Source organism: Paenibacillus sp. YAE3 (assembly GCF_057546105.1).
This window is the reverse complement of the sequence record NZ_BAAIYF010000005.1, coordinates 1-23,723: the sequence shown is the minus strand read 5'-3', so window position 1 is coordinate 23,723 and position 23,723 is coordinate 1. Positions and strand designations below refer to the sequence as shown.

The window sequence follows — 23,723 nt, the reverse complement described above, 5'->3', positions numbered from 1 at the left end:
CTATGATAGGCACAGCTTTTTTAGCGTTTATAAAGGTTATCCCGCTTCGATTATTTCAGCGGCAGCTGCTTGGACAACCGCTCGAATTCGTCAAGGATCGGATTGAATTTGGAGACATGGCTTTGGAAATACTTCAGGGCCGCATCGTATTTCCGCTGCTCCGATTGATTGTCGGCCGGGAAAACGATGTAGTAGTGGTGAAGGGAGCCGCTGCGGTAATCGGCGCTGAATACCTGTCCTTTTTTGAATGATGCTTTCATGTTGCTGTTGGATCCAAGGATGTTCAAGGTTTCTTTTGGAGTTTTGTACGTGAAGCTGTAATCCGGATCCGCCAGCGCATGGATGACGTTGTAGCCGGTTTGGAGAACGCCGCCGCTGAACGTGCCGGTTTGGACTTCGTTCCATCGGACCGCGCCGCCTTCCTGGGTTACTTTGTGGGTAAGCGTCCCTTTGCCGCTCATTTTGTCCTGCTTCCACGAGCCCGAGTACACGACTTTATGTTTCTCGCCATTTTCGTCGACATATTCGTTGATGTATTTTCCCGTGCCTTCCCGTTTGCCGTTGACGAATGCGCCGGAATACTGCTTGCCTTCGCCCCATTGAATCGTTCCGAGCCCATCCGGAGTCCCGTTTTTGACTTCTCCGTAATAGGTGGCTTGATTCGGTAATTTGACCCATTCTTTGGCTGCCGCGGCCTTCGCCGGGACGGAGCCTGCAGCGAGGGAAGCGGTGGTCAAAGATGCACACAGTGCCAAAGATAGGGATAAAGCCGTCCATTTGTTCATGATTAAAGCATCCTTTCGAGTATGAAAATGATGTATGCCGAGAGACCTGGAAACGTTTGACGGCGATGGCCGCAGGGAACGTTTTCGGTCGACTCCCATTATATACGAAATCCGGACGGAAGAAGTTGCCTGCTGATCGGAATTTTTAATTCTATGATAAACGTCCAGGCAAAAGGCGGGACCGCCGGACAGACATTGCAGCACCTGAAATGAAAGGCTTATGTTCAGCCCGATTTCGGCCTTTTAGCATCGTTGCCGATCAGCATTTCACAAATAGAATAAGCCTTTATTGGGGAGCCGAAAACGGCCCCTTTTTATGTTCCAAAATAAAATCGCTTAAACCTTTATTAACACCAAATTAACAGCCTCCCCTTTATAATGGGCAGTAATCGGGAGGGATCGCCAGTGGCCAACATTCTATTCAATCAGGTTTACAAGCGGTATGGAAAATACAAAGAGATTGCTGTAAGCGATTTCAATTTGACCGTGGAGGATACGGAATTCATCGTCCTGGTAGGCCCGTCGGGGTGCGGAAAGTCCACGACGCTGCGCATGCTGGCAGGCCTGGAAGACGTGTCCGACGGCGAAATTTATATCGGCGACAAGCTGGTCAACGATATTCCCCCAAAGGACAGGGACATTTCCATGGTTTTCCAAAACTATGCGCTGTATCCGAATATGAGCGTGTATGAAAACATCGCCTTCGGCCTTCGCTTGCGTAAGCTGCCCAAACATGAAATCGACCTTGCCGTCAAACGGGCGGCCCGCGTGCTTGAAATCGAAAATTTTTTGAACCGGAAGCCGAGGGAACTGTCCGGAGGACAGCGTCAGCGGGTGGCGTTAGGCCGGGCCATCGTGCGGACGCCGCAGGTGTTTCTCATGGATGAGCCACTCTCGAATTTGGATGCGAAGCTGCGCGTGCAGATGCGGTCGGAGATCATCAATTTGCACCGCAAAATCGAAGTAACGACGATCTACGTCACCCATGACCAGATCGAGGCGATGACGATGGGGGATCGGGTCGTCGTCATGAACCGGGGGATCATTCAGCAGGTGGACTCGCCCGAAATGATCTATAACAAACCCGTGAATATGTTCGTGGCCAACTTTATCGGGAATCCCCCGATGAATTTCATCAAAGGCAAGCTCCAGGAGCGGGATGGGGAGCTGCAATTTTATACGAACCGCTTTGATTTGACCGTACCTCCCGCGCAAGCGAGCACATTGCGGTCGCTCCATATGATCGACCGGGAGATTATCCTGGGGATACGCCCGGAGCATATCAGTTTTGAACCGCACCGGATCGAAGCTTCCTCGAAATCCCTGGTTACCGGCGTCCTGCAGTTCAACGAATTCGTCGGCTCCGACCGTTATTACCATATTGACATCAAACAGGATCGCAGGCTGGTCATCCGCGCGAACGAAGGCATCCGCTGCGATGACGGGAGTTTGGTTACCGCGGCGATCAATATGGATAAGGCATTGTTTTTCCACAAAGATACGGAAATGCTCCTGACGAAATAAGGGGGTTGCAGACGTGAAGCTCAACAAGCACAGGTGGAGAAAACGCTCCATCATCGCCGTTTTATTGCTGGCAGCGGTGGTCAGCCTCATCAAGCCGCAGCCATACAGCCATCCGCCTTCCGCATTTGCCGAATCGCAGCAAAGCAAGAAAACGTCCGACCTTGCCATGCCGGCCGAAGTGGAGATGATCGAACCCTATTATCTGGAACGGCTCCAAGCCTGGCAAAAAGCGGGCGTATCGAAGGGGTCATCCGAGCAAACGCTGCCCGCTTCGGCATTCACCGCCAAATCCGATGACGCCGACCTGCGTGTCGAAACCTTCGAAGGAAAATCCGATGCGCTTGTCTGGCCGAACCAACGCGGTTGGGTGGAATACGAAGCCGATGTGGCCCGGGAAGGGCTGTATGAGATTTGGGCCGACTATTACCCGCTGCCCGTGAGCGACGGAGGCAACCGCCAACCGGTTCTGCTATCGGTCTTTGTCAACGGCGAGTACCCGTTCAACGAAGCCAGATCGATCGTGCTGGAACGTTACTACCGCGAAGTCGGCAGAGAGCGGTACGACGAGTCCGGAAACCAGCTGCGCGCCCAAGTGGAAGAAGTGTCCGGGTGGAAAAAGACGGCGTTTCGGGAATCGAACGGAGCGTACGCCCTTCCCCTCCAGTGGCATTTGAAACAGGGGAAAAACACGATCCGCCTGCAAGTGCTGCAGCAGCCCGTCGCGCTGCACGGGATCACGATCAAGCCGGCCGAGGAACTGCCTTCGTATGCAAAAGCGAAAGCGTCGTATCCTGCGGATGGGGTTCGGTCGGGAGCTCCTATCGTCGTCGAGGCGGAACTTTACGACCAGAAAAATTCGACCTCCATTCAAAACGTGTATGACCGCGATCCCGCGTCGCATCCCAAATCGATCGGCTCCATCGCCTACAACACGTTGGGAGGTTCAAGGTGGATGGAGGGCGGACAATCGGTCGCCTGGACGATCGACGTGCCGGAGACCGGGCTGTATAAGCTGGCCGTGCGGGCCAATCAGAACAGCATGAAAAACATGGCGGTATTCCGCAGTTTATACATTGACGGCAAAATTCCCTTTCAGGAAATGAAAACCGTTCGTTTTCCCTATGATTCCGGTTGGAAGGGGATAACGTTAGCGGATTCGGACGGGGCTCCGTTCGTTTTTCACCTAACAAAGGGCACGCATACGCTGGCCATGGAAGCCCATTATGAGCCCTACATGCCCATGATGATCGAAATGGACCATATGTCCAAAGAGCTGCGGTCCATTTTGCTGGAGCTTCGGATGGCCACCGGCAACCGGGAAGACAAATACAGGGTTTGGAATGTCGAAAAGGATATTCCGGGGTTAATCGAACGGCTGGAACGGATCCGCGAACAATTCGTTTCCCTGCAAAACCAAATGAAAAGCATCAATCCGAAAACCGATAACGTGACGCAAATGTTGAAAAACGGGGCGGCCGATCTCAAAAGCATCCTGAATAAACCCAACCAGATTCCTTACGCCAAGGAGCGCATCGCATCGGTGCAGGAATCGCTCGAATCGAACCGTTCCCTCCTGGCGGATAGCCCTTTGCAGCTGGATCAGCTGTTCGTCGCTCCTCTGGACGCGAAGCTGCCCGGCATGACGTCTAATTTTTGGCAAAAAACGGGCGGTATGCTCCAATCCTTGTTTTATTCGTTCGGAAAAGGTTCGACGACGAAAGCCCAAGACGACGACGTTCTCGAAGTCTGGATGGTCTGGGGACGGGACTACGTGGATGAGCTGCAGCGTCTGGTCAATGACAGGTTTACGCCGGAGACGGGGATCAAGGTGCATATCAACATGATCCAAAATCCGCAAATGCTGACCTTGGCGAATGCATCCGGCATGATGCCCGACGTGGCTTTGGGAGTTCCGGCCAACGTTCCGTTCGACATGGCGCTGCGCAACGCGGCGCTTGATTTAAGCAAGCTGCCCGGCGCGGACGAGTTTTTCTCTTCGTATAATCCGGGGATGCTGCAGCCGCTGTATTATGACGGCGGTTATTACGGAGTGCCGGAAACGGTCCGGTTCAAAGTTTTGTTTTACCGCAAAGACATTTTGGATCAGTTGGACTTGAAGGTGCCGCAAACGTGGGACGACGTCTACGCGATTTTGCCGACGCTGCTGCAGAACCATTACAACTTCTACATGGATCCCGCGGATTATACGCCGATCCTGTTCCAGAACAACGTCGATCTGTATACGGCGAACGGGTTGAAAACGGGGCTGGATACGCCCGATGCGTTCAAGTCGTACAAAATGTGGACCGATTTCTACAACGTCCAAGGGCTGGAGCGCGTCGTGCAGAGCTTTTACAACCAGTTTAGGCGAGGGGACATTCCGATCGGCATTTCCGATTTCAATATGTACATCCAGCTGCTCGTGGCCGCGCCGGAAATCGCCAACGATTGGGCGATCGCCCCGATTCCGGGGACGAAGCGGGAGGACGGAAGCGTGGTACGCTGGTCGGGAGGCGCCAATCCGACCAATGCGATGCTGTTCAAGAGCAGTGCTCCGGAAAAGCAGCAGAAAGCTTGGAAGTTTCTCCAGTGGTATATGTCCACCGAAATCCAGACGGAGTTTGGGCTCAATCTCGAGCAATATTACGGGGAAACGTTCCGCTGGAACACGGCCAACGTGCAGGCTTTCGCGCAGATGCCGTGGAAACCGCAGGATTTGAACGTCATTTTGGAGCAGTGGAAGTGGACCAAGGAAGTCCCTCAAGTGCCGGGCGGGTATATGACGGATCGCGAGATCGGGTTCGCCTGGAACCGGACGGTCGTCGACGCGGAGAATCCTCGCATTTCGCTGGAAAAAGCGATCAAGGAAATCAACCGCGAGCTCGCGCGGAAGCAGCAGGAATTCGGGATTGCGGGGCCGAACGGCGAACCACTGAAGTCGCTGGATCTTCCGCGGATGGATCAACCTTGGGAAGGAGTGGATCAGCTTGTCGAATGAAGCGACCCGGGTCGTACGGCAGCCGGCAGCTGCGCGGAGCCCGAAGCTGAAGGGCAGTCTCGGCCGGATGCTGCAGGACAAGATGAGAGAAATATGGAAATTCCGCCTTTCTTATCTCTTTATCGCGCCTTTCCTCGTCGTGTTCAGTTTGTTTATTATCATTCCTGTTTTTACGGGGGTTGCCCTCAGCTTTACGTATTTCAACTCGATCGAATTCCCGAAATGGGCCGGGTGGATGAACTACCAAAACTTATTTTCGCAGGACGTCATTTTCCTGCAGCATGTCATACCGAACTCCTTCAAGTTTGCATTGTTCGTAGGCCCGATCGGATACGTCCTGGCCTTCGTCCTGGCCTGGCTGATCGCCCAGCTTCCGGGCACCCTCCGCGTTTGGTACGCGCTTGCGATGTATGCGCCATCCCTGACGGGAGGGATCGCCATGGTCGTCGTATGGCAGGTCATGTTTACGGGAGACCGCACCGGATATATCAACAGCTTTCTTCTGAAATGGGGTTTGATCGACCAGCCCGTGCTTTTAACGATCGATAAGGACTATTTGCTCGGAATCATGATCGTCGTCTCGATCTGGTCCAGCATGGGCCTCGGGTTCCTGGCCATCCTGGCCGGCATTCTGAACGTCGACCGGACGCTGTACGAAGCGGGAAGGATCGACGGCATTTCCAGCCGGTTGCAGGAAATCTGGTATATTACGATTCCGATGATGAAACCGCAGATGCTGTTCGCCGCAGTCATGGCGATCGTCGGGACGTTAAAATCCGGCGGCATCGGAACGCAGCTGTCCGGGATGAACCCGACGCCGGATTATTCGGGACAGCTTTTCATGAACCATATCGAGGATTTCGGGTTCACGCGGCTCGAGCTTGGTTATGCGAGCGCCATCTCGATCGTTCTGCTCATTCTTACGATTCTGCTCAGCCGGTTCCTGTGGATGCTGCTCGGGCCGAAGGAGGATGAATAACATGGCGGTACTGAACAAAATGCGGCAGTCCATGGCCCGGACCTGGTCCCTGTACCGGAGCGATTTCCGGAGCATGGACAAAACGCAAATCTTTTTGCTTTTATTGCTGACGCTGCTTGCCGTATTCATGCTTTTGCCTCTCGTTTTTATTTTTAATCATGCGTTCAAGCCGCTGCACGAGCTGTTCCTGTTTCCGCCGACGTTTTTCGTGCGCCAGCCGACGCTGCAGAACTTTACCGACCTGCTCCAGGCGACGCAGGACACGTTTCTGCCGGTGACCCGGTTCATTTTCAACAGCATCGTCGTCACTTTATTATCCACGGTCGGCATGGTCATTCTGGGCGCCTTGTGCGCCTATCCGCTGGCAAAACATCCGTTTCCCGGGCGCAAAATCGTGTTCGGCGTCATTCTCCTGTCAATAATGATCTCCGTGGAGACGATGGGGATTCCGCGTTATATCGTCGTGAAGTCCTTGGGCATCATGAATACCTATTGGGGGCATGTGCTGCCGATCCTGGCCCTGCCCGTCGGCGTGTTTTTGCTGAAGCAGTTTATGGATCAGGTGCCGGATGAGCTGCTCGAAGCGGCGAAGCTTGACGGAGCCACCGAGTGGCAGCTTCTCGTCCGGATCATCCTTCCGATCGTCACGCCGGCGATGGCGACGATAACGATTTTGTCGTTCCAAACCGCTTGGAGCAATTCGGAGACATCCGCGCTGTTTATGCAGGACGACGCGATGAAGACGCTGCCGTTTTACGTGGAATCGCTTACATCAAACCTGGCGAATACGGTGGCGCGGCAAGGGGTTGCGGCCGCAGCGTCTTTAATCATTTTTATGCCGAATCTGATCATCTTCCTGCTGTCGCAGCGGAAAGTCATTCAGACGATGGCCCATTCGGGCATCAAGTAGGGTAACGGAGGTTCAATCATGGAAAAGCGAAGGGCCGGACGACGGCTGATCTATATGTTGACGATTCTCTGTATTTTGACCGCCGCCTTATTACCGGAATCGGCCGCGGCGGAACCGCCCTACATGACTTTCAGCAAGGACGGTTACGACCGGAGGATCCCCAGCCAGGCAGCCTATTACCCATCCACCGTCGTGGGGGACAACATTTATAAAAAGAAGATTCAAAACGGCGCGGAGCGCCTGGAATATTCGCCGCTCAAACGGCCGCAGGACCTGTTCATCGACCGCAAGGACGAAATCTATATCGCGGATACGGACAATAACCGGATCGTCCACCTGAACCGGGACGGAGAATTTCTGCGCGAAATTACCGCAAAAGGCATGAAGTCGCCTCAAGGCGTTTTCGTCGCTTCGGACGGGACGATCTACGTCGCCGATACGGGAAACAAACGGATTTTGAAGCTTTCCGCGAGCGGCGAACTGCTTGCCGAGTACGGGCGTCCCGAGTCGCGTTTCATCGACGAATCCTTTCACTACGAACCGACGAACCTTGTCGTCGATGCCCGGGGTTTCATGTACGTCATCAGCAACGGCAGTTATCAAGGGATCATCCAATTGGATCCCGAAGGCCGATTTTACGGCTTTTACGGCACGAACATGACCGAAGTATCGCTGATGGACATCGTACGCAAGCTGTTTTACACGGAAGAGCAGCTCAGCCGCCAGGTCCGGACGCTGCCTTCGACCATACGCAATATTCACATCGACGAACAGGGGTTCATTTATACGGTGTCCGCGACAGATAAGGAGCAGGTTAAGAAGCTGAATATCCGCGGCGAAAACCAATGGAAGGACAAAAAGTTCGGGATCGAGCCCAAGTTCAGGAACCGGAGCCAGGCGGCGGAAACGCAGCAAACCGATTCGAAGCAGGAGGTGCAGAAGTCCGGTTTGACCGACATCACGGTGGACCGCAACGGAAATTTGGTCGCGATCGATAAAGTGTCCAATGCGGTGACGCAATACGGCCCGAACGGGGAACTGCTGTTTTTCTGGACGGGACCGGTGACGATCGGGTCACCGCAGCTCGGCATCAGCCAAAGCCCGGTCGCGGTGGATACCAATTCCAACAACGAACTGTTCGTGCTGGACGATTCCCAAAACCTGATCCACGTACTGAAGCCCACGGAGTTCGGGATGCTGCTGCATAAGGCGACGAGCTTATCCCAGGAAGGAAAATATGCCGAAAGCGAACCCGTCTGGCGGGAGGTGCTGAGGTTAAACGCGTTGTATTCGCCGGCTTACCAGGGACTCGCGGAAGCAGCGTATTACAAGGAAGATTACAAAGAAGCGCTTCGCCTGTTCAAGCTGTCGGGGGACGTCGGCGGATATTCCGACTCGTATTGGCAGCTGCGCCTGCAGTGGTTCCAGCGCCATTTCTCCGTCATGGCCAATACCGTTTTCGCTGCGGCCATCCTGATCTGGATCTTTTACCGCAGCAAGAAAAGAATGCGTTTTTTAACGCAGGGAAGCCAAAGATTGCGGGGGATATTGGGCAAAAACAAGCTGCTGGTCCAGCTGAGGCATGCATTTACCATTTTAAGGCACCCGATCGACGGGTTCACGGATCTCAGGTACAGGCAAAAAGGAGGTTACCTGAGCGCTTTCCTTCTGCTTTTGTTCGTAACGCTGGTGCTTCTGGCGAAGGAATATTACACGAGTTTCACCTTCATGCCCGTTCCCAGCAACGAACGCAGCGGCACCTTCCTGATGACCGGAGCGGTGACTTGGCTGACCTGGGTCGTCTGCAATTATTTGATCGGCAGCATCAGGCAGGGGGAGGCGCGCTTTAAGGACGTGTTTGTCGGCAGCTCCTATGCGCTGTTCCCGATCGTCATTCTCGGGCTGCCGCTGGCCGCCGTGTCCAACATCATGACGCTCAGCGAATCGTCGATCTACGGCTTTTTCCAGACCGGGATGCTCATCTGGTGCGGATGTTTGTTTTTCTGGAAGATCCAGTCGCTTCAAAATTACGGCGTCGGCGAGACGGTAGGGAACATCCTGTTGACCGCGTTTGCGATGATCATCGCCTGGGTGTTGATCTCGATCATCGCCGGGCTGTCTTCCGAGCTGCAGAACTTCTTCTATACCATATATCAGGAGGTGTCGATGTGATGCGGATGCCGGCGAAGTGGAAACGGCTTTTCGTTCTGACGCTCCTAGCGGCCATGACAAGCGCAAGCATCGTCACGTACACCATCGCCGCGGAGACGAAGACGCCGAACGGGGCGGATGCGGGCAAAACGGATTCGGAGCAGGATGCGAAGCGGGAAAACAGCGCCGAAAGCGCCCGGGGATCCGGTACGGGGACGATAGTCGAACCTTCCCAAACGAAAGATGCAAACGCAGGGGGGGCGTCCGGCAACAAAACCTCGACGGGCCGCAGCAGCCAAACGGCCGGCAACAGCTACCGCTCCCTGTTTCCGGACGACGATGCCTTTCGGCTCGCAAGCGAAAATGCTTATCTTGGGCTGTACGTCGACCCGAAAACGGGGCATTTCCTCGTCAAGGACAAACGCAGCGGCCAAGTGTGGAGGTCTTTTCCGGATGCTTACGGCTGGAACGACAAGGATAACACGAACACCTGGAAAAAGCATATGCAATCGCCGGTGTTCATCAAATACGTCGAGTTTAACGTGCGGAAAGACCAAATCAAGGAAACGAACGTCAAGGATCAGAAAGCGGCGATCGAACGGTTCGAGATCACGGATTCGGGTTTCCAGCTTACGTTCGACATGCCCGACATCGGGTTCGCCATTCCGATCGAAGTGAGCCTGAAGGATGACAGCGTCGAAACGAAAATCATCGAAGAAGGCTTTAAGGACGGGAAAAGCAGCGAGGAGATGGCCGAATACGAGTCACGCACGAAAAAAAAGGATAAAAACGCGCGCATTGCGGCGCTTCGCTTATATCCCTTCCTCGGCGCTTATACGTCGGACCGGGAGGATGGCTACCTCCTGATACCGGATGGTCCGGGGACGCTGATCCAGTTTCGGAAGGACCGGCCGCCGAACAACAATTTTTATTTCGAAGGGGTGTACGGGGAGGATTACGCCTTCAGCAACAACAACCAATCCCTTTCCATTCGTCAGCCCGTTCGCATGCCCGTATTCGGCATCAAGGCCGGCGGTCAGGGGTTGTTGGCCGTCATTCATGGCGGGGCGGAATACGCCAACGTGCTTGCGGCCCCGTCCAAATCGATGAACCAGTACAACTGGGCGACGGCCGAGTTTACGTACAGGCAGCGTTTTTTTCAGCCGACCGATAAACGCAAGCAAAACGGATTCCAGACCTTCAACAAGGAACGCGCACATGGCGACCGGTCGATCCGGTATTATTTCCTGGACGCAGGCTCCCCCGATTACGTCGGGATGGCAGCGCGTTACCGCCAGGTTTTGATGGAAGAAGACGGACTGAAACGGGCGACGCCGGATGACGGTTCCATCCGTTTGCCGATTTATTTGCTAGGGGCCGATTCCAAAAAAGGGTTCCTGTGGGATTCTTACGAGGCTCTGACAACGACATCGGAAGCCGAAGAAATCGTCAACGAGCTGACGGCGATCGGAGTCAAAAAAATGGCCGTCACCTACGCCGGCTGGCAAAAAGGCGGCATCAGCGATTTCGGAGGGCATTTCCCGGTCGACAAAGGCATCGGAGGCAATGAAGGAATGCGTCATTTCATCGAATATGCCCATGTCAAAGGCCACGACGTGACGCTGGACGCCTCCTCATACACGTTCAATAACACGGGTCGCGATGGGTTCCGTTCCAGCCGGGACGGGCTGCAGGACCTGGGATCGGTCGTCATCAAGTATGGAGGAAGAAACGAAACGTCGAAGACGCTCGTGAGCCCCCGTTTTATGGAAAAGATGCTGCGGAGGGACTTGGACAAATTCAAACCGCTCGGGGCCGACGGATTAACGTTTGGCGAAGGGCTGGGTTCGCTGTTGAACAGCGATTTTAATGAACGTCACAAAGCGACGCGGGAAGAAATGAAAGGAATCCAGCAGCAGCTGTTCGATCAAGCGGTTCAAACGCTGGGCTCCGTCAGGGCGGAGGGCGCCAATGCGTATGCCTGGAAATACGTTGATGCCCTGGACGGCCTGCCGATCGAAAATTCCTTCGATCTGTTCGTCGACGAGACGGTGCCTTTTATGCAAATCGCGCTGCACGGGCTGATCCCGTATTCATCGACGTTTGCCAATACCGCCGACAACTACACGACATATTTGCTGAAAAACCTGGAATACGGCTCCATCCCGAGTTTCATGCTGACTTATGCGGCTTCGCAGGACCTGATCGGGACGCGTTCGCTTTACAACTATTACAGCACGCATTATAAGGACTGGTCGGAAGAAATCGCCAAGCAGTACGGCCGGTTCAACGAAGCGCTTGGAGACGTGCAGGACCGGATGATCGTCGGCCATCGTTCCCTTGCCGCAGGCGTGTACGAGACGACGTACGAAAACGGGAAACGAATCGTCGTGAACTACAACGAATCGCCATATCACGGGAGCGGTTATGAGGTCGAAGCCCGCGATTTTGCCGTCGTTCATGGGGGGAGATCATGATGGGCAAGTTCAAAATCAAATCTCGTACTTCACGGCATTTGGAAGCGCTGATGTTCGTTGCTCCCTGGGTCCTCGGCTTCCTGTTGTTCATGGCCTTTCCGCTAGTTTTCTCCCTGTATATGAGCCTGCATAAAGTGACGGTGCTGCCGACGGGCCTCAAATACGATTTTCAAGGGTTTAAATATTATCAAGAAATTTTGTTCGGGAGTTCTGCCCTTTACGATAACCTTATCCCGTTTTTTCAGGAAATCGTCATCATGGTGCCCGTCATCATCGTCTTTTCATTATTTATCGCCATCATGCTCAATCAGAATTTTCCGGGACGGATTTTGTTTCGGGTCGTGTTCTTCCTGCCGATCATTTTTACCTCGGGATATGTGTTGACGGAATTCGTGAATCAGGGTGAAGGAACGCTGGGCTTTTTGGAGCGGTTTTCGATCGGGGAATACCTGCTCGATTTTTTGGGGGACAGCTCCTGGACGAAGCCGGTCATGGACGTGCTGAACCGGTTCGTGCTGGTGTTATGGTACTCCGGGGTGCAGATTCTGATTTTCCTGGCGGGAAGGCAGACCATCTCGAAATCGAGCTACGAATCGGCGCGGATCGACGGCGCTTCCCCATGGGAGGTGTTCTGGAAAATTACGCTGCCGGCCATGTCGCCGTTCATTTTGCTGAACCTGATTTATACGGTGGTCGACATGTTCACGTTCCCGTACAACCCGATCATCGAGCTGATCAATACGGGGAACTACGGCTACAACAGCGCTTTGGCCTGGATCTATTTCGTCGTTATAGCTTGCTTCCTGAGCCTGATCATGCTCCTGTTTTTGAGAATGAACCGCAGCCGCCGCTACCGGTAATGCAGATCCCGCAAGAGAGGAGGGGCCGAAATGATTGGAAAAATCAACACGATCAAGTCCAAAACGTCTGCGCTTAAAAAAAGGATCGCCCGCGACAAGCTGAACACGGTCCGATACGTCATCCTCGGCCGGGAAGTGAACCGGGGGTTGTTGTTCAAGCTGTTTATTTACTGGATCCTGATCGTGACCTCTTACATTTATTTGAACCCCATTTTGAAAATGCTCGTGAAGATGGTGATGAACGAGAAGGACCTGAACGATCCGACGGTGACCTGGGTGCCCCACGAAGTTTATTTAGGCCACTTAAAAACGGCTTGGCAGGCGCTTCATTACGTGGAGTCCTTATTGGTTAGCGTCGGCATTTCCACGGTCGTTGCCTTATTTCATGTCATCGCGTGCGGATTGATGGGTTACGCGCTCGCCCGGATGCAGTTCCCTTTCAAAAAGCTGCTGACGGTGCTGCTCGTCGTCACGTTTATCATTCCGCCGCAGGTCATCGTGCTGCCCATGATCATCATGTACACGAAGCTGGGGCTGCAAGGGCATCTGTTTTCGCTGGTACTGCCTTCTTTGTTCGGTTTCGGGATCAAAGGCGCGTTATTTGTCATCATTTTCAGGCAGTTTTATACGACGCAGCCGAAAGAGCTGGAGGAAGCGGGAAAAATCGACGGCGCCAGCAGCTTCAAATTTTATTGGAAGGTGATGTTTCCGCTGGCCAAACCCGCGATCCTTGTGGTTTCCCTGTTTTCCTTCGTATGGACGTGGAACGACACCTATTATCCGCGGATGTTCCTCGGCCAATCTCCGCTGGTGCCGCTTTCGACCCAGATGTCCCGGGTGGATGCAAGCATTACGAGCATGCTCGGGAACGAAGAAACCGCGCTGGTGCTGGTGGAAGCGATCAAAATGTCGGCCAGCTTCCTTGCGCTTTTGCCGCCGCTTCTCATCTTCTTTTTTGCGCAGCGTTATTTCGTCGAAAGCGTCGAGCGTACGGGGCTTGTCGAATAACGGGCCTATGCGGATGCCTAAGGAAAGCATGGAGGACTGGGCTTCGCCGAATGAACGGAATCTAGAAAGGGGGGCTGCCGGTCAAACTGGAGGTTTCAAAGACCCAATGCGATTCAATCAGTTCATGAAATGCCAAAAGGTATACAGTGAATCCATGTTGAAGGGATGAATCGGTCATGAAAAAGCGGATGAATGTTTTTTTCTTGATACTTGCAGCATTTGCGCTCATTATTACGGGATGCGGCTCCGGAGGTTCGGGGACCGACACGGCGGCGAAGGAGCAGGCCCCGCCCGATGCAAAGCAAGCCCCCAGTCAACCGGCGGAGCAAAAGCCGGAAGAGAAAAAAGAAAATCATGAGCCGATCAAACTGATTTTCATGGCGCCTTGGAGCAAGGAGCAGGTCGAAAGCCGCATCCTTGCGGGGACGAAGGAGAAATTCCCCAATATCGACATTGAGCCGACGGGCAAATTCGCGGATGCGGCGTCCTTTGACGAACTGTTCGCCCAAAATGTGATGCCGGATTTGATTCTGACGACGGACGGCTTCGACATTTTGAAGGAAAGAGACATGCTGCTGCCGCTCGACGACATGCTGAAAGAACGGAACTTCGACTTCAACAAAATCAGGCCGGGAATCATGGATGCGCTTCGGGCCCGGGATCCGGAAGGCCAAGGAAGGCTGCTTGGCGTGCCGATCGAGGACGTGACGGTGGCGCTGCATTACAACAAAGCCGTTTTCGATAAATTCGGCGTGGACTATCCGGTCGACGGGATGACCTGGGACGAGGTGATCGACCTTGCCGGCAAAGTTACCGGGGAAAGGGACGGCGTGAAATACCGGGGACTGGCGACCAATTCATTGTCCCAGGCGATGACGCAGCTGTCCGCGAACGGCACCGATCCGAAGACGGGAGAACCCCAATTTTCGAAAAACCCGGCATTCGCGAAATTTCTGAACTTAACGAAGCGGATCGCAAGCATTCCGGGGAACTGGGAGCCCGACATCGAATACGACTTCAAAAAGGGCGACGTGGCCATGAGCCTTGGACTGATCGCCAACACGATCCCTTATTATCCGGAGGAGCTGGATTATGACGTCGTAAGCTTCCCGAGCTGGCCGGATCTGCCGGGCGTCGGACCGTCCACGCTGCCGCTGACGATCGCCATCAACAAGCACAGCAAACATATTGACGAAGCGATGGATCTCTTGGAATTCCTGCTGACGGATGAGCAGCAAATCCGCATGACCCGCGCGGGCATCCCTTCGGTTTCTTCGGATCAGGGCATATTGGAGCAGTTCGCCGCCGATACGCTGAATGGCCGGGAATTCAACATCAAAGGCATCTATTCGCTGCAGCAGGCCAAACCGGCGCTGTACAGCCCATACGGGCCGGACATTTTGCTCTACGGAACCAACTACGTCGGCTCGCAGGTGAAACCGTTCCTGACTTCGGGCAACGACGTTCAAACGTTCCTGAGGAAGATGGATGAGGATTACGCCACCATCGTGAAGGAGAAAAAGCAGCAGAATTGATGCGCGGTCATTGTCTTTCCCAAAATAATCGCGGATGAGGGGGAATACGAGTGGGCAATAAGCGATCTTGGATTCACGGAGCGCTCGGTTTGCTGTTGTTGTTATGGATCACGGCTTGCACCGGCGGTACGGCGCAGGAAGCCGTGCCCGAGCCGAAGCCGCAGACGCAGACGGAAGAGCAGTCGGAGCCCAAGGAGGAGGCGCCCGTGAAGACGTTTCCTGAGGATCCGGTTGAACTGCTTGTAGCCACGCCTTGGGGCGAAGATTACTTTAATTCCCGCATTGGCAATTATATGAAGGAAAAGCTGCCTCATATCCAGGTGAGGCATGTCGATTGGAACGGTACCGTAGAAAATATGCAGGAACTTAACGCTTCGCAGATCGTTCCGGATATCGTGCTTGCGTTTACGGGCCAAGAACCGCTTCAAGAACTGGAGATGGTTTATCCGCTGGATGACATGGTGAAAGAATACGGAGTCGATCTGAGCCAAATCGATCCGGCGATACTGGCCCAAGTGCGGTCGCGGGACCAACAGGGCCGGTTGGTCGGCATTCCGCAGGAGATGGGCGTCATCGGCCTTCATTACAACAAGGAAATTTTTGATCTGTTCGGGGTTGAATATCCTTCGGATCATATGACATGGGATGAAGCGATCGAGATGGCGAAAAAAATGACTGCCGAACGGAACGGGGTGCATTACAGGGGATTGGAATTTGGAAGCTATACGTTCCCCCTGAAGCAGCTATCCGTCACTTTAACCGATCCCGATACAGGCGAAGTGCTGTTATCTAAACACCCGGAATTCACGAAGTATATGGAATTGATGAAAAAAATATACAGCATACCAGGCATGTACGATGAAAACGTCAGCGGATTCAGCGATAAAACGGTCGCGATGCATGTGGATTGGCACGGATATCTCACATGGTTCGGGGGGAACGACGAAGAAGCGAAGGAGTTCCAGCAGGACATGGACATCGTTCCCGTACCCACGTTTCCCGGCCAGGAAAATACGGCGCCGACGCCGAATACGCAGATTTTCGCGATCAATGCGTTCAGCAAGCACAAGGAAGCGGCATTTCAATGGATCCTTGAAAGCATTTCGCCGGAATATCAGGCAACGCTTGCCCGGGCGGGAACGCCATCCGTCATCACGGGGGACAAAACGATCAATGAGCAATTCGCTCAGGACAATATAAGGTACGAAGGCAAAAACATTAACGCGTTTTTCCAATATCCTTTTGCGCCGCCGCCGGCCAAAAGCAGCCCTTGGGATTCGTACGTGAAGCTGGATGACGCGGTCAAGGAGTTTTTGCAGTCGGACATGGACATTCAGAAGTTTCTGAGAACGCAGACGGAAAAAGCGGAAAAGGCGATTCAGGAGGCAAAATCCTCGAAAGGGAAATCATGAGCCGCATGAATCTTTAAAAATTCAAAGGGCCGGCCGAAAAAAAGCAACCGCAGAAAGTCCCGCATCCGGAAAACGGAAGCGGGACTTTCTGTTTTACCGCCACAAAAACGGCTGCGACGCTTATCCTTCATATCTCCGGGCTTCGCGATAGGTGAGCATCAGCGCCAGCAGAAGCACGGTCATGACCGCATCGTACACGATGAGGATCAGCATAAGCGGTATCGGCTTCGTGAACAGGTTGGCGGCCAGGCTTGCCAGACCCGAAACGGCCAAAATCGCAACGCCCATCCCGACGGAGGCCGGCCCATGCTGCTTTAGGGTCCGAAAAGCCCGGCGGAAGGCGGCGTCGAAAGGAACGCGATCGGTGACGATCGTAAATTCCAAATATACGAACAAAATCCGAAAGACGATCAAAAACAGCAGGGCGGCCCCCGAACCGATCGCCCCAAACATGACGATCAGCAGGGTGGAAGCTGCCGATGCCGCAAGCATAATCGCGGCCTGCAGCAGCAGAAAGGGAAGTCCGTAACGCAAGTTCGCGCGCATCATCTGCGAAACCGGAAGTTTCGAACCTCGGCATGCCGCAGCGAGCGTACGGATGTATCCTCCCTGCGCGAATGACCATAACAGGGCCGCGACCAGCATAAACCAGGTGAACGGCAGGGAAAACAGCTGAAAAACGGATGGAATTCCCATGCCCAGCATGACCCGGGAACTCCATTGGGATTGGATCTGCGACGCTTGAGAGCCGTATAGAACGATCAGCAAAATGGCGTCGATCAGGAAGGGCTGCAGGACAATATAGGGATGCCTTCTGAACGTTCGGCAAGCTTCCAGGATCGGCATAGCGACCTCCTTTGGGTTGGGGACGAAAAATTTAAGCGGAATGTCAGCCTGCGGTTCAGGCCGGCTTGGACGAATCGAGCTGAAACGATTGCTGCACCGGCAGCCTGATCCAGAAGACCGAACCTTTGCCGATTTGGCTCTCTGCCCAAATGTTGCCTTGATGGGCCTCGACAAGCGCTTTGGCAATGCTCAAACCGACCCCTAGGCCGCCGCTGTCCCTGGATCGGGATTTATCCGCCCGGTAAAAGCGGTCGAAAATCCGGCCGAGCTCCTCTTCGGGAATGCCCATGCCCGTATCTTTGCAGGAGACGAGGATCGAGTCCTCTTCATGAACGACGCCCACCTCGATTTTCCCGCCGCTTGGCGTATATTTGATGGCATTGTACATGACGTTGGACAGAATTTGCGCGATCCGGTCCGGGTCGGCTTGCAGGTAGCACGGCGTTTTGGACGGCACGTAATCGAAGCGGATGTTTTTTTCCCGGGTCAGGAATAAAAAACCTTCGTAAATGCCTTGCACGATCCGCGACAAATTGACCTCCTGCTTATTCAGTTCGAATTGCGCGCCTTCGGCTTCCGACAGCTTCTCCATGTCTTCCACGAGACGGTACAGCCGTTCAATGTCAACAAGGATGCGCTGAATTTGATCGGCCGTAAGCGGGTAAATGCCGTCAATGATCGCGTCCAGCTGCGACATAACGGCTGTCAGCGGCGTTCTGAGCTCATGCGTGAGATCCTGCATCAGCTGATTGCGCCACGATTCATGGCGTTCGAACCGGTCGATGAGATGGTTGATCGTCGTCGTCAGAACCCGGATCTCCTTCGTGCCGCGGACGGGAATCGGCGATAGCTGGTTGCTCGTTACGATCGTCTCGGCCGCGTCGGAAGATGCGGATATGTTTCGGCTCCAGCGCCAAGAGGCCAAGAGAGACACCGCGAAAGCGGCGCTAACAAACAAGATGAGCACCGTCCGGCCCCTCCGCTCAAGCTGCTCTTCCAGCTGCCGGATGGCAGGCGAATAGGCGCCTTCGGCCGTATCGTAATAGGAGGTGAGATAACCGTCGATTTCTCCGTCCAAGACGAGCGGAGCCTCTATGGAAAAAAGGCTGGGACGCGACAGCCATGCCGGGTCCAGCAAATCCAGGATCATCGTTTGGTGGTCTTCGCCGACATATCGAATCGGGACCGCGAAATGGCGCGACGCATCTTCGAGTATTTTGATGCTTTCGCTGCGATTCGCGCCGCTTTTCATCCGTTCGCGCAGCGTATAAAGCAGATGGTGGCTTTGCTCGGCGGCGTATTTTTGTTTAAACGAAGCAAGCTGCTTGCTCCAAATTTGCGTCAGGACCATATAGGAGCCGATGGAAGCGGCCGCCGTCAGGGAGAGGATCGCCAAAAACAGCCATGCACGGGTGGTTATCGTCCAGGATGCCGTTTTTTTCATGTTTCGTCCGGCTGGAAAGTAAATTTGTATCCGGAGCCGATTTTGGTGACGATGTACTGCGGGTTTTTGGGATCCTCTTCGATTTTTCTGCGGATATTGCGGATATGTACGTCCATGACGCGCCCGTCGCCAATAAAACGGTAACCCTGCACCTCGTAGGACAAATCATGCCTGCTGAATACCTTCCCGGGTTTTTTGACAAGGATGCTCAGCGTGCGGAATTCGGTCGCGGTCAGGTTCGCGGGTTTTCCGTCGATATACACGTCCTCGAATTCGAAATTGACCATCAGCCGGCGGCGGTTAAAATAGAGCACGTTAGGTCCGCTTTTGTTCAGCTGGGTGATTCTTCGCTGCAAGGCATAGATTCTGGCAATCACTTCTTTCATGCGGAACGGCTTCGTGATGTAGTCGTCCGCCCCCAGGTTCAGGCCGTTGATCATATCGGCTTCGCGGGCTTTCGACGTAATCATGATGAGCGGAATGTTCGATACCTGCCGAATGCTTCGGCACACTTCCTCGCCGGGGAGCCCTTGAATCATCAGGTCCAGTACGACCAAGTCCAGCTTCAAAAGCTGGATACGCTTTAAGGCTTCCCGGCCGTCGCCCGTAATGTGCACGTTCCAGCCTTCATTGAGAAAATACGATTGCAAGATGTCCCGGACGGAAGCTTCGTCTTCTACAATCAAGATGTTCATCCTGTAACCTCCTAGAACTCTTTTTCATTTGAGCGGAATCAAACATACTCGAAAAAGGGTAAACCCGGACCGCCAAGAGGGCGTCATATGCTAAAAGCAGGGGATGAATCGATGGAACATGTCCTTTAAAAGATATATCTAATCCTTCGTATATATGTGTTAGTAAACGTTTTCATTCATGTGTGGTTATATTTTACAATAAAACTAAACGAAGTGGTAGCGATTTGTTATATTAACTTGAACGAGTGTTTAGTGAAATAGGCAAATGATCAACAAACGCTTAAAAAATAAGGCTGCCGAAAGTTTTTTTCGACAGCTTATGTATTGGGCCGGGGGCGTTGTTCGGTTTAGCGTCGCTCGCGTTCGATCACGTCATCCAGAAATGAAAGCAGCTGCCCGCACATCACATCCGTACCGGCTCCGAGCCAAATCAGGTGGCCCCATGAATCAAGCTCGCATAGCCGGGCGTTTGGGATGGTCCGATAAGCGAGCCGGGCGTGTTCCAGCGGGACGGATGCATCGTGAATGCTGTGCATGATCAGGGCGGGACACCGGATCGAGGCCAGCTCTGAAATCAGGTCTTGCCTCGTTTGTTCCAAATCGATCAGAAAGCCGTGTCCCGACCGTTGACGGTCGATCATGTTTTTGAACTGCCTCCGATCCTCGCTGCTAATAAGCGGCAGCACCTTTTCTTTCGGCAGCTTGCTGAAGGAGGGGATCATGCTGTTCAGCAGAACGCCGGGCGCAAATTTATTCAAGCACCGTAACGTCGCCCACACATATTTTTCGGCGGAGGGCCGGAACATGAACCGTGCCAACCGGTATGCCTGATCGCCGGGAGACAGCCAGCAATGGGAGACGGCGGATTGCAGGATAAGGCTTTTGATGCGGCTTGGGTATCGTGACGCCAAACATATTCCGCTCGGCCCTCCAGCGGACATGGCCAGAATATGCGCTTGGGGCACTTGGAGCTCATCCAGCAGTCGAATGTAAGCATCGCATGCCGTCATGAGCGATCGGCCAAGCCCCGCCGAAGTGCGGCCATAACCCGGGCGGGAGGGCGTAATGATCCGGAATCCATGCGCCGCAAGCTGGGCATACCCCAGTTCTTCGCTGCAGTTCGAATGGCCTCCGTGCAAAATGAGGATCGGTTCACCCGATCCGACGAGGCTGTATTCCAAGTTGAAACCGTCTCGGGTTGCGTATCGATGGATGGATCTTTCCATAAAACAGAACCTCCTAAAAGCGAATTGTGATTCATTATTAAATCCAAAAAAAACGCGTGCGCCCTTTTCACAGAAACGCCCGCAGGCCTTGATACCAAAAAGCGACATATTGGCGAACCATTTGTTTGCAGTCTTCCGGATCCCGGTGGCGGCGGATGATTTCGAAGTATCCCTGCATAAAAGAGACCGCGATCGGCCATGCCGTTTGCAGATCGAACGCTGCCTGACCCTGCTCGCGGTTATAGGCTGCCAGATGATCCGCGACGTTCTCTGCCATCGCCTGGTGAAAATCCGCGGCGGCGTTTTCGAACCGGGTCCCCTTAGAGCCATCGATCAAAATAAGGAGCGGCACCCGGTACTCCCCGATGATCGCCGTCAGCGCCTGGACGACAAGTTCAAAAATGCCGGTATGTTCATCATAAGCGTATTTTTCGTGATTGTAGATCAGCGTCTCCAGTTCATGCTGAACCGGGGATACGACCGTTTCGAACAACGCCTCCTTCCCCGGAAAATACCGATACAAGTTACCGACCGAAATGCCGGCATTCGCCGCGATTCTTTTGATCGACGCATTTGCATATCCATGCTGCGCAAACTCGTCTTGCGCATGCCTCACGATCGCCTGTCGCAGTTCTTCCTTCAATACTTGGACCATAAATGAACCTCCATTCGCTTTTAGAGTATATAAAAATGGGCCGTTGTTTTCAAGCATCCAAAACAAGGCCATCCCGGCCGAAGGGCCGGACTTTTATCCGGCCAGAAGGACCGCCGCAATAAAAACAAGCTGCAGCGCGGTTCGGAGTAACAGTTTGGGTACGGGCCGCCCGCCGATCGTTAATTTTTCCTTGGCCGCGTGCACGTTGGCGGGGAACATGGCCATAAACAGCACCGCCAATCCGATCGAAGCCGCTTTGGAGACGGCAGGGATCAAGATGCCGACGGCTCCGGCGATTTCCAGCAGTCCGGTGGCCGTCACGATCCAATCCGGTCTGGGAAATACCTGCGGAACCATGCGGATCAGGTCCGGCCTGCGGGTCCCCCAATGCGCGGAAGCCGTGAGGAGCAGCATGACGGCCACCGCCGCCTGAAGGGAAGCATGCCAGCCTTCAAAATAGGCCAATCCGATCAGGCCGAGACCCTTGAACAACAGAAAAGCCGCAACCAGTACGTAAAAAGGCAGCATTCGTACAACCTCCTTAGGAATGTGGTTAATCCCAACTTAGAACCCTTTCATGACCATGAGGTATAAAATGACGATCGGAAGCAGCGTAGCGGCAATGCCGAATACGGCCCAGGAACGGGACGCTTTCCGGTACGCTTGGGAAATCTCTCCTTTTTCGATGCACCCGGCGCTGATTCTTATCATTTTGCGCTGCAGGGGAATGAGGATCGCCGCCCAGATGACGCCGGTCAGGGCAAACAAGGCGAGAGATAACGTGAGCCAGTTAAATCCTGCCAGGGACAATCCCGCGCGGGCCGCCATGATGCTGCCGGAAAGGATCACGAGGAACAGACCCGGAATCGTAAAGATATAATCGGCAAGCATGACGTTTTGCACGGCCTGATGGATGGCTGCAGGGTTTTTCGTCAAATCCGCCCGAACCTTCCAAAAAGCCGCCGTAATGATGTTTCCCGCGAATAATACAACTCCGAGCAGGTGAAGCGTTAACCATAGATTCATGATGGTTCCACCTTTCGTTTTTTTATTTTCGAGACTGCAACATATCCGAAATCATGGATGTGAAATCAAGTCCTTTGAAAGAAGCGGCCGTCAACGGGATGGAGGAGCGCACCCGCAAGCCGAGCGTAAGAAGGACGAACATATCCGCCGTTTTGTCCGCATCGACCGATGCCGGAATGACGCCGTACCTTTGGCCGGTCACGATCCACTGCTTGGATAATTCCATGGATCTCTCATAGTATTGTTGGAGTACTTCCGCGATGACGGGCTGATCCTCCTTGCCGAGCAAGTAGAGCAGCACTTTGTTCGTCACGTCCTGGGCGTTTTCGTATTGCAGGATGCTTTCCGCGATTTTCCGCATGGGCTCCTCGAAAGACCGGCGGCCTAGTTCCACTTCGTTCATAAATTGCGTATTCGTTTCTTCCAGACGCTCCTGGAGCACCCATGCAAAAATTTCATCCTTGCTTTTCACATAGTGGAAGATCGCCCCTTTGGACAAGCCCGATCGATCCATGATATCCTTCATGGTCATCGCATGGCATCCTTTTTCCCGGATCAGCTCTTTGACCGTATCCAGCAGAAGTTTGGTGGTTTGCTGTCTGCGCTCTTCTTGTTTCAACGTCTTTCCCTCCGTGAATGGTAATCGTTTTTTGCGTCTCTGATTTTCGATTTATGCTTATTATAAAAACCGACCGTTGGTTTGTAAATGTTTTTTTGCCAATCTCTACTTTTTCTTCGATAGCTGTCTGCGGCGAGGTCGCGACTAAAGCGATATTTTTTGCGTGCATGGGGATAAACCGTCTGTTGGCCGAACATAATTTTGTGTTGACTTAAACCATGGTTTAAGTCGTATCCTATTCCTGTCGACAGAATCAAGATAAAAATTTGGAGGACTCCAAATGAAGTATTATTCCATTAGCGAAGCTGCAGCCAAATTCGATATTCCGGAATCCACGATCCGCTATTACGAGAAAAAAGGACTATTGCCATTAATCGAGCGCGATGCGGCCGGGAGGCGGTTATTTTCGGAAGATTCAATGACGCTCCTTAAAGTCGTGATTTATTTGAGCGTTTTGCAGTAATCTGAGGCCTTGAGCCGTAAGGATTTTCGGACATAAAAAAGGGACTTCACCCCAACTTGGAGAAGTTTTCAAGTGACCAAACCCAAAAACCTCAAGGATGGAGGAAGTCA

20 protein-coding genes are annotated in these 23,723 nt (G+C 53.5%); 11 read left to right on the top strand and 9 right to left on the bottom strand.

Translation table 11 applies throughout. From position 1 onward, the window contains the following. Positions 1–50: 50 nt before the first annotated feature. The gene (locus AC27KL_RS11120; RefSeq protein WP_487169700.1) at positions 51–785 is read right to left on the bottom strand and encodes an MORN repeat-containing protein; all 735 of its coding nucleotides are present in this window, start codon (positions 783–785) and stop codon (positions 51–53) included. Positions 786–1,190: 405 nt separating this feature from the next. Between AC27KL_RS11120 and AC27KL_RS11115 the strand changes: the two genes are divergently transcribed. The 10 genes from AC27KL_RS11115 to AC27KL_RS11070 all read left to right on the top strand — a co-directional run bounded on the left by AC27KL_RS11115 (position 1,191) and on the right by AC27KL_RS11070 (position 16,639). Further along, positions 1,191–2,309, top strand: a complete 1,119-nt coding sequence (locus tag AC27KL_RS11115; protein WP_487169699.1) for an ABC transporter ATP-binding protein — start codon at positions 1,191–1,193, stop codon at positions 2,307–2,309. A gap of 13 nt (positions 2,310–2,322) precedes the next feature. Then, a complete protein-coding gene (locus tag AC27KL_RS11110) occupies positions 2,323–5,307 on the top strand; it encodes an extracellular solute-binding protein (protein ID WP_487169698.1) in 2,985 nt (994 codons plus the stop codon). Between the two features lie 67 nt (positions 5,308–5,374). Continuing rightward, complete coding sequence (locus AC27KL_RS11105) at positions 5,375–6,286, top strand: carbohydrate ABC transporter permease (protein WP_487169932.1); 912 nt, start codon at positions 5,375–5,377, stop codon at positions 6,284–6,286. 1 nt (position 6,287) lies between these two features. Continuing rightward, positions 6,288–7,196 (top strand): carbohydrate ABC transporter permease, encoded by a 909-nt coding sequence (locus tag AC27KL_RS11100; RefSeq protein WP_339320953.1) that lies wholly within the window; start codon positions 6,288–6,290, stop codon positions 7,194–7,196. Between the two features lie 18 nt (positions 7,197–7,214). Then, positions 7,215–9,368 carry a YIP1 family protein gene (locus tag AC27KL_RS11095; RefSeq protein WP_487169697.1) on the top strand — a complete coding sequence of 718 codons (2,154 nt, stop codon included), beginning with the start codon at positions 7,215–7,217 and terminating at the stop codon, positions 9,366–9,368. Further along, positions 9,368–11,824, top strand: coding sequence for a DUF5696 domain-containing protein (locus tag AC27KL_RS11090; RefSeq protein ID WP_487169931.1), 2,457 nt, complete (start codon positions 9,368–9,370; stop codon positions 11,822–11,824). Before AC27KL_RS11095 ends, AC27KL_RS11090 begins: the two co-directional genes overlap by 1 nt. Beyond that, positions 11,821–12,684 carry a carbohydrate ABC transporter permease gene (locus tag AC27KL_RS11085; protein WP_487169696.1) on the top strand — a complete coding sequence of 288 codons (864 nt, stop codon included), beginning with the start codon at positions 11,821–11,823 and terminating at the stop codon, positions 12,682–12,684. The genes AC27KL_RS11090 and AC27KL_RS11085 overlap by 4 nt, the downstream gene beginning before the upstream one ends. Before the next feature lie 30 nt (positions 12,685–12,714). Then, complete coding sequence (locus AC27KL_RS11080) at positions 12,715–13,692, top strand: carbohydrate ABC transporter permease (protein ID WP_339320950.1); 978 nt, start codon at positions 12,715–12,717, stop codon at positions 13,690–13,692. A gap of 176 nt (positions 13,693–13,868) precedes the next feature. After that, positions 13,869–15,227, top strand: a complete 1,359-nt coding sequence (locus AC27KL_RS11075; protein WP_487169695.1) for an ABC transporter substrate-binding protein — start codon at positions 13,869–13,871, stop codon at positions 15,225–15,227. A 50-nt stretch (positions 15,228–15,277) separates the two neighbouring features. Continuing rightward, entirely contained in the window at positions 15,278–16,639 is a 1,362-nt protein-coding gene (locus AC27KL_RS11070; protein ID WP_487169694.1) for an ABC transporter substrate-binding protein, read from the top strand. Between the two features lie 120 nt (positions 16,640–16,759). Here the strand turns inward: AC27KL_RS11070 and AC27KL_RS11065 are convergent, their stop codons facing one another. The 8 genes from AC27KL_RS11065 to AC27KL_RS11030 form a co-directional block, all read right to left on the bottom strand. Further along, complete coding sequence (locus AC27KL_RS11065; RefSeq protein WP_487169693.1) at positions 16,760–17,485, bottom strand: hypothetical protein; 726 nt, start codon at positions 17,483–17,485, stop codon at positions 16,760–16,762. A 55-nt stretch (positions 17,486–17,540) separates the two neighbouring features. Continuing rightward, positions 17,541–18,929, bottom strand: a complete 1,389-nt coding sequence (locus AC27KL_RS11060; protein ID WP_487169692.1) for a sensor histidine kinase — start codon at positions 18,927–18,929, stop codon at positions 17,541–17,543. Next, the gene (locus tag AC27KL_RS11055; protein ID WP_036715464.1) at positions 18,926–19,624 is read right to left on the bottom strand and encodes a response regulator transcription factor; all 699 of its coding nucleotides are present in this window, start codon (positions 19,622–19,624) and stop codon (positions 18,926–18,928) included. The genes AC27KL_RS11060 and AC27KL_RS11055 overlap by 4 nt, the downstream gene beginning before the upstream one ends. 347 nt (positions 19,625–19,971) lie before the next feature. After that, the gene (locus AC27KL_RS11050; protein WP_487169691.1) at positions 19,972–20,850 is read right to left on the bottom strand and encodes an alpha/beta fold hydrolase; all 879 of its coding nucleotides are present in this window, start codon (positions 20,848–20,850) and stop codon (positions 19,972–19,974) included. Between the two features lie 67 nt (positions 20,851–20,917). Further along, the gene (locus tag AC27KL_RS11045) at positions 20,918–21,505 is read right to left on the bottom strand and encodes a TetR/AcrR family transcriptional regulator (RefSeq protein ID WP_487169690.1); all 588 of its coding nucleotides are present in this window, start codon (positions 21,503–21,505) and stop codon (positions 20,918–20,920) included. 93 nt (positions 21,506–21,598) lie between these two features. After that, positions 21,599–22,033, bottom strand: coding sequence for a DoxX family protein (locus AC27KL_RS11040; RefSeq protein ID WP_487169689.1), 435 nt, complete (start codon positions 22,031–22,033; stop codon positions 21,599–21,601). Between the two features lie 36 nt (positions 22,034–22,069). After that, entirely contained in the window at positions 22,070–22,531 is a 462-nt protein-coding gene (locus AC27KL_RS11035; RefSeq protein WP_487169688.1) for a DUF2269 family protein, read from the bottom strand. A gap of 22 nt (positions 22,532–22,553) precedes the next feature. Then, a complete protein-coding gene (locus AC27KL_RS11030; RefSeq protein ID WP_487169687.1) occupies positions 22,554–23,150 on the bottom strand; it encodes a TetR/AcrR family transcriptional regulator in 597 nt (198 codons plus the stop codon). Positions 23,151–23,430: 280 nt separating this feature from the next. Between AC27KL_RS11030 and AC27KL_RS11025 the strand changes: the two genes are divergently transcribed. Next, on the top strand, positions 23,431–23,613 hold the full coding sequence (locus AC27KL_RS11025; protein ID WP_487169686.1) for a MerR family DNA-binding transcriptional regulator: 183 nt from the start codon (positions 23,431–23,433) through the stop codon (positions 23,611–23,613). The last annotated feature ends 110 nt before the right edge of the window (positions 23,614–23,723 follow it).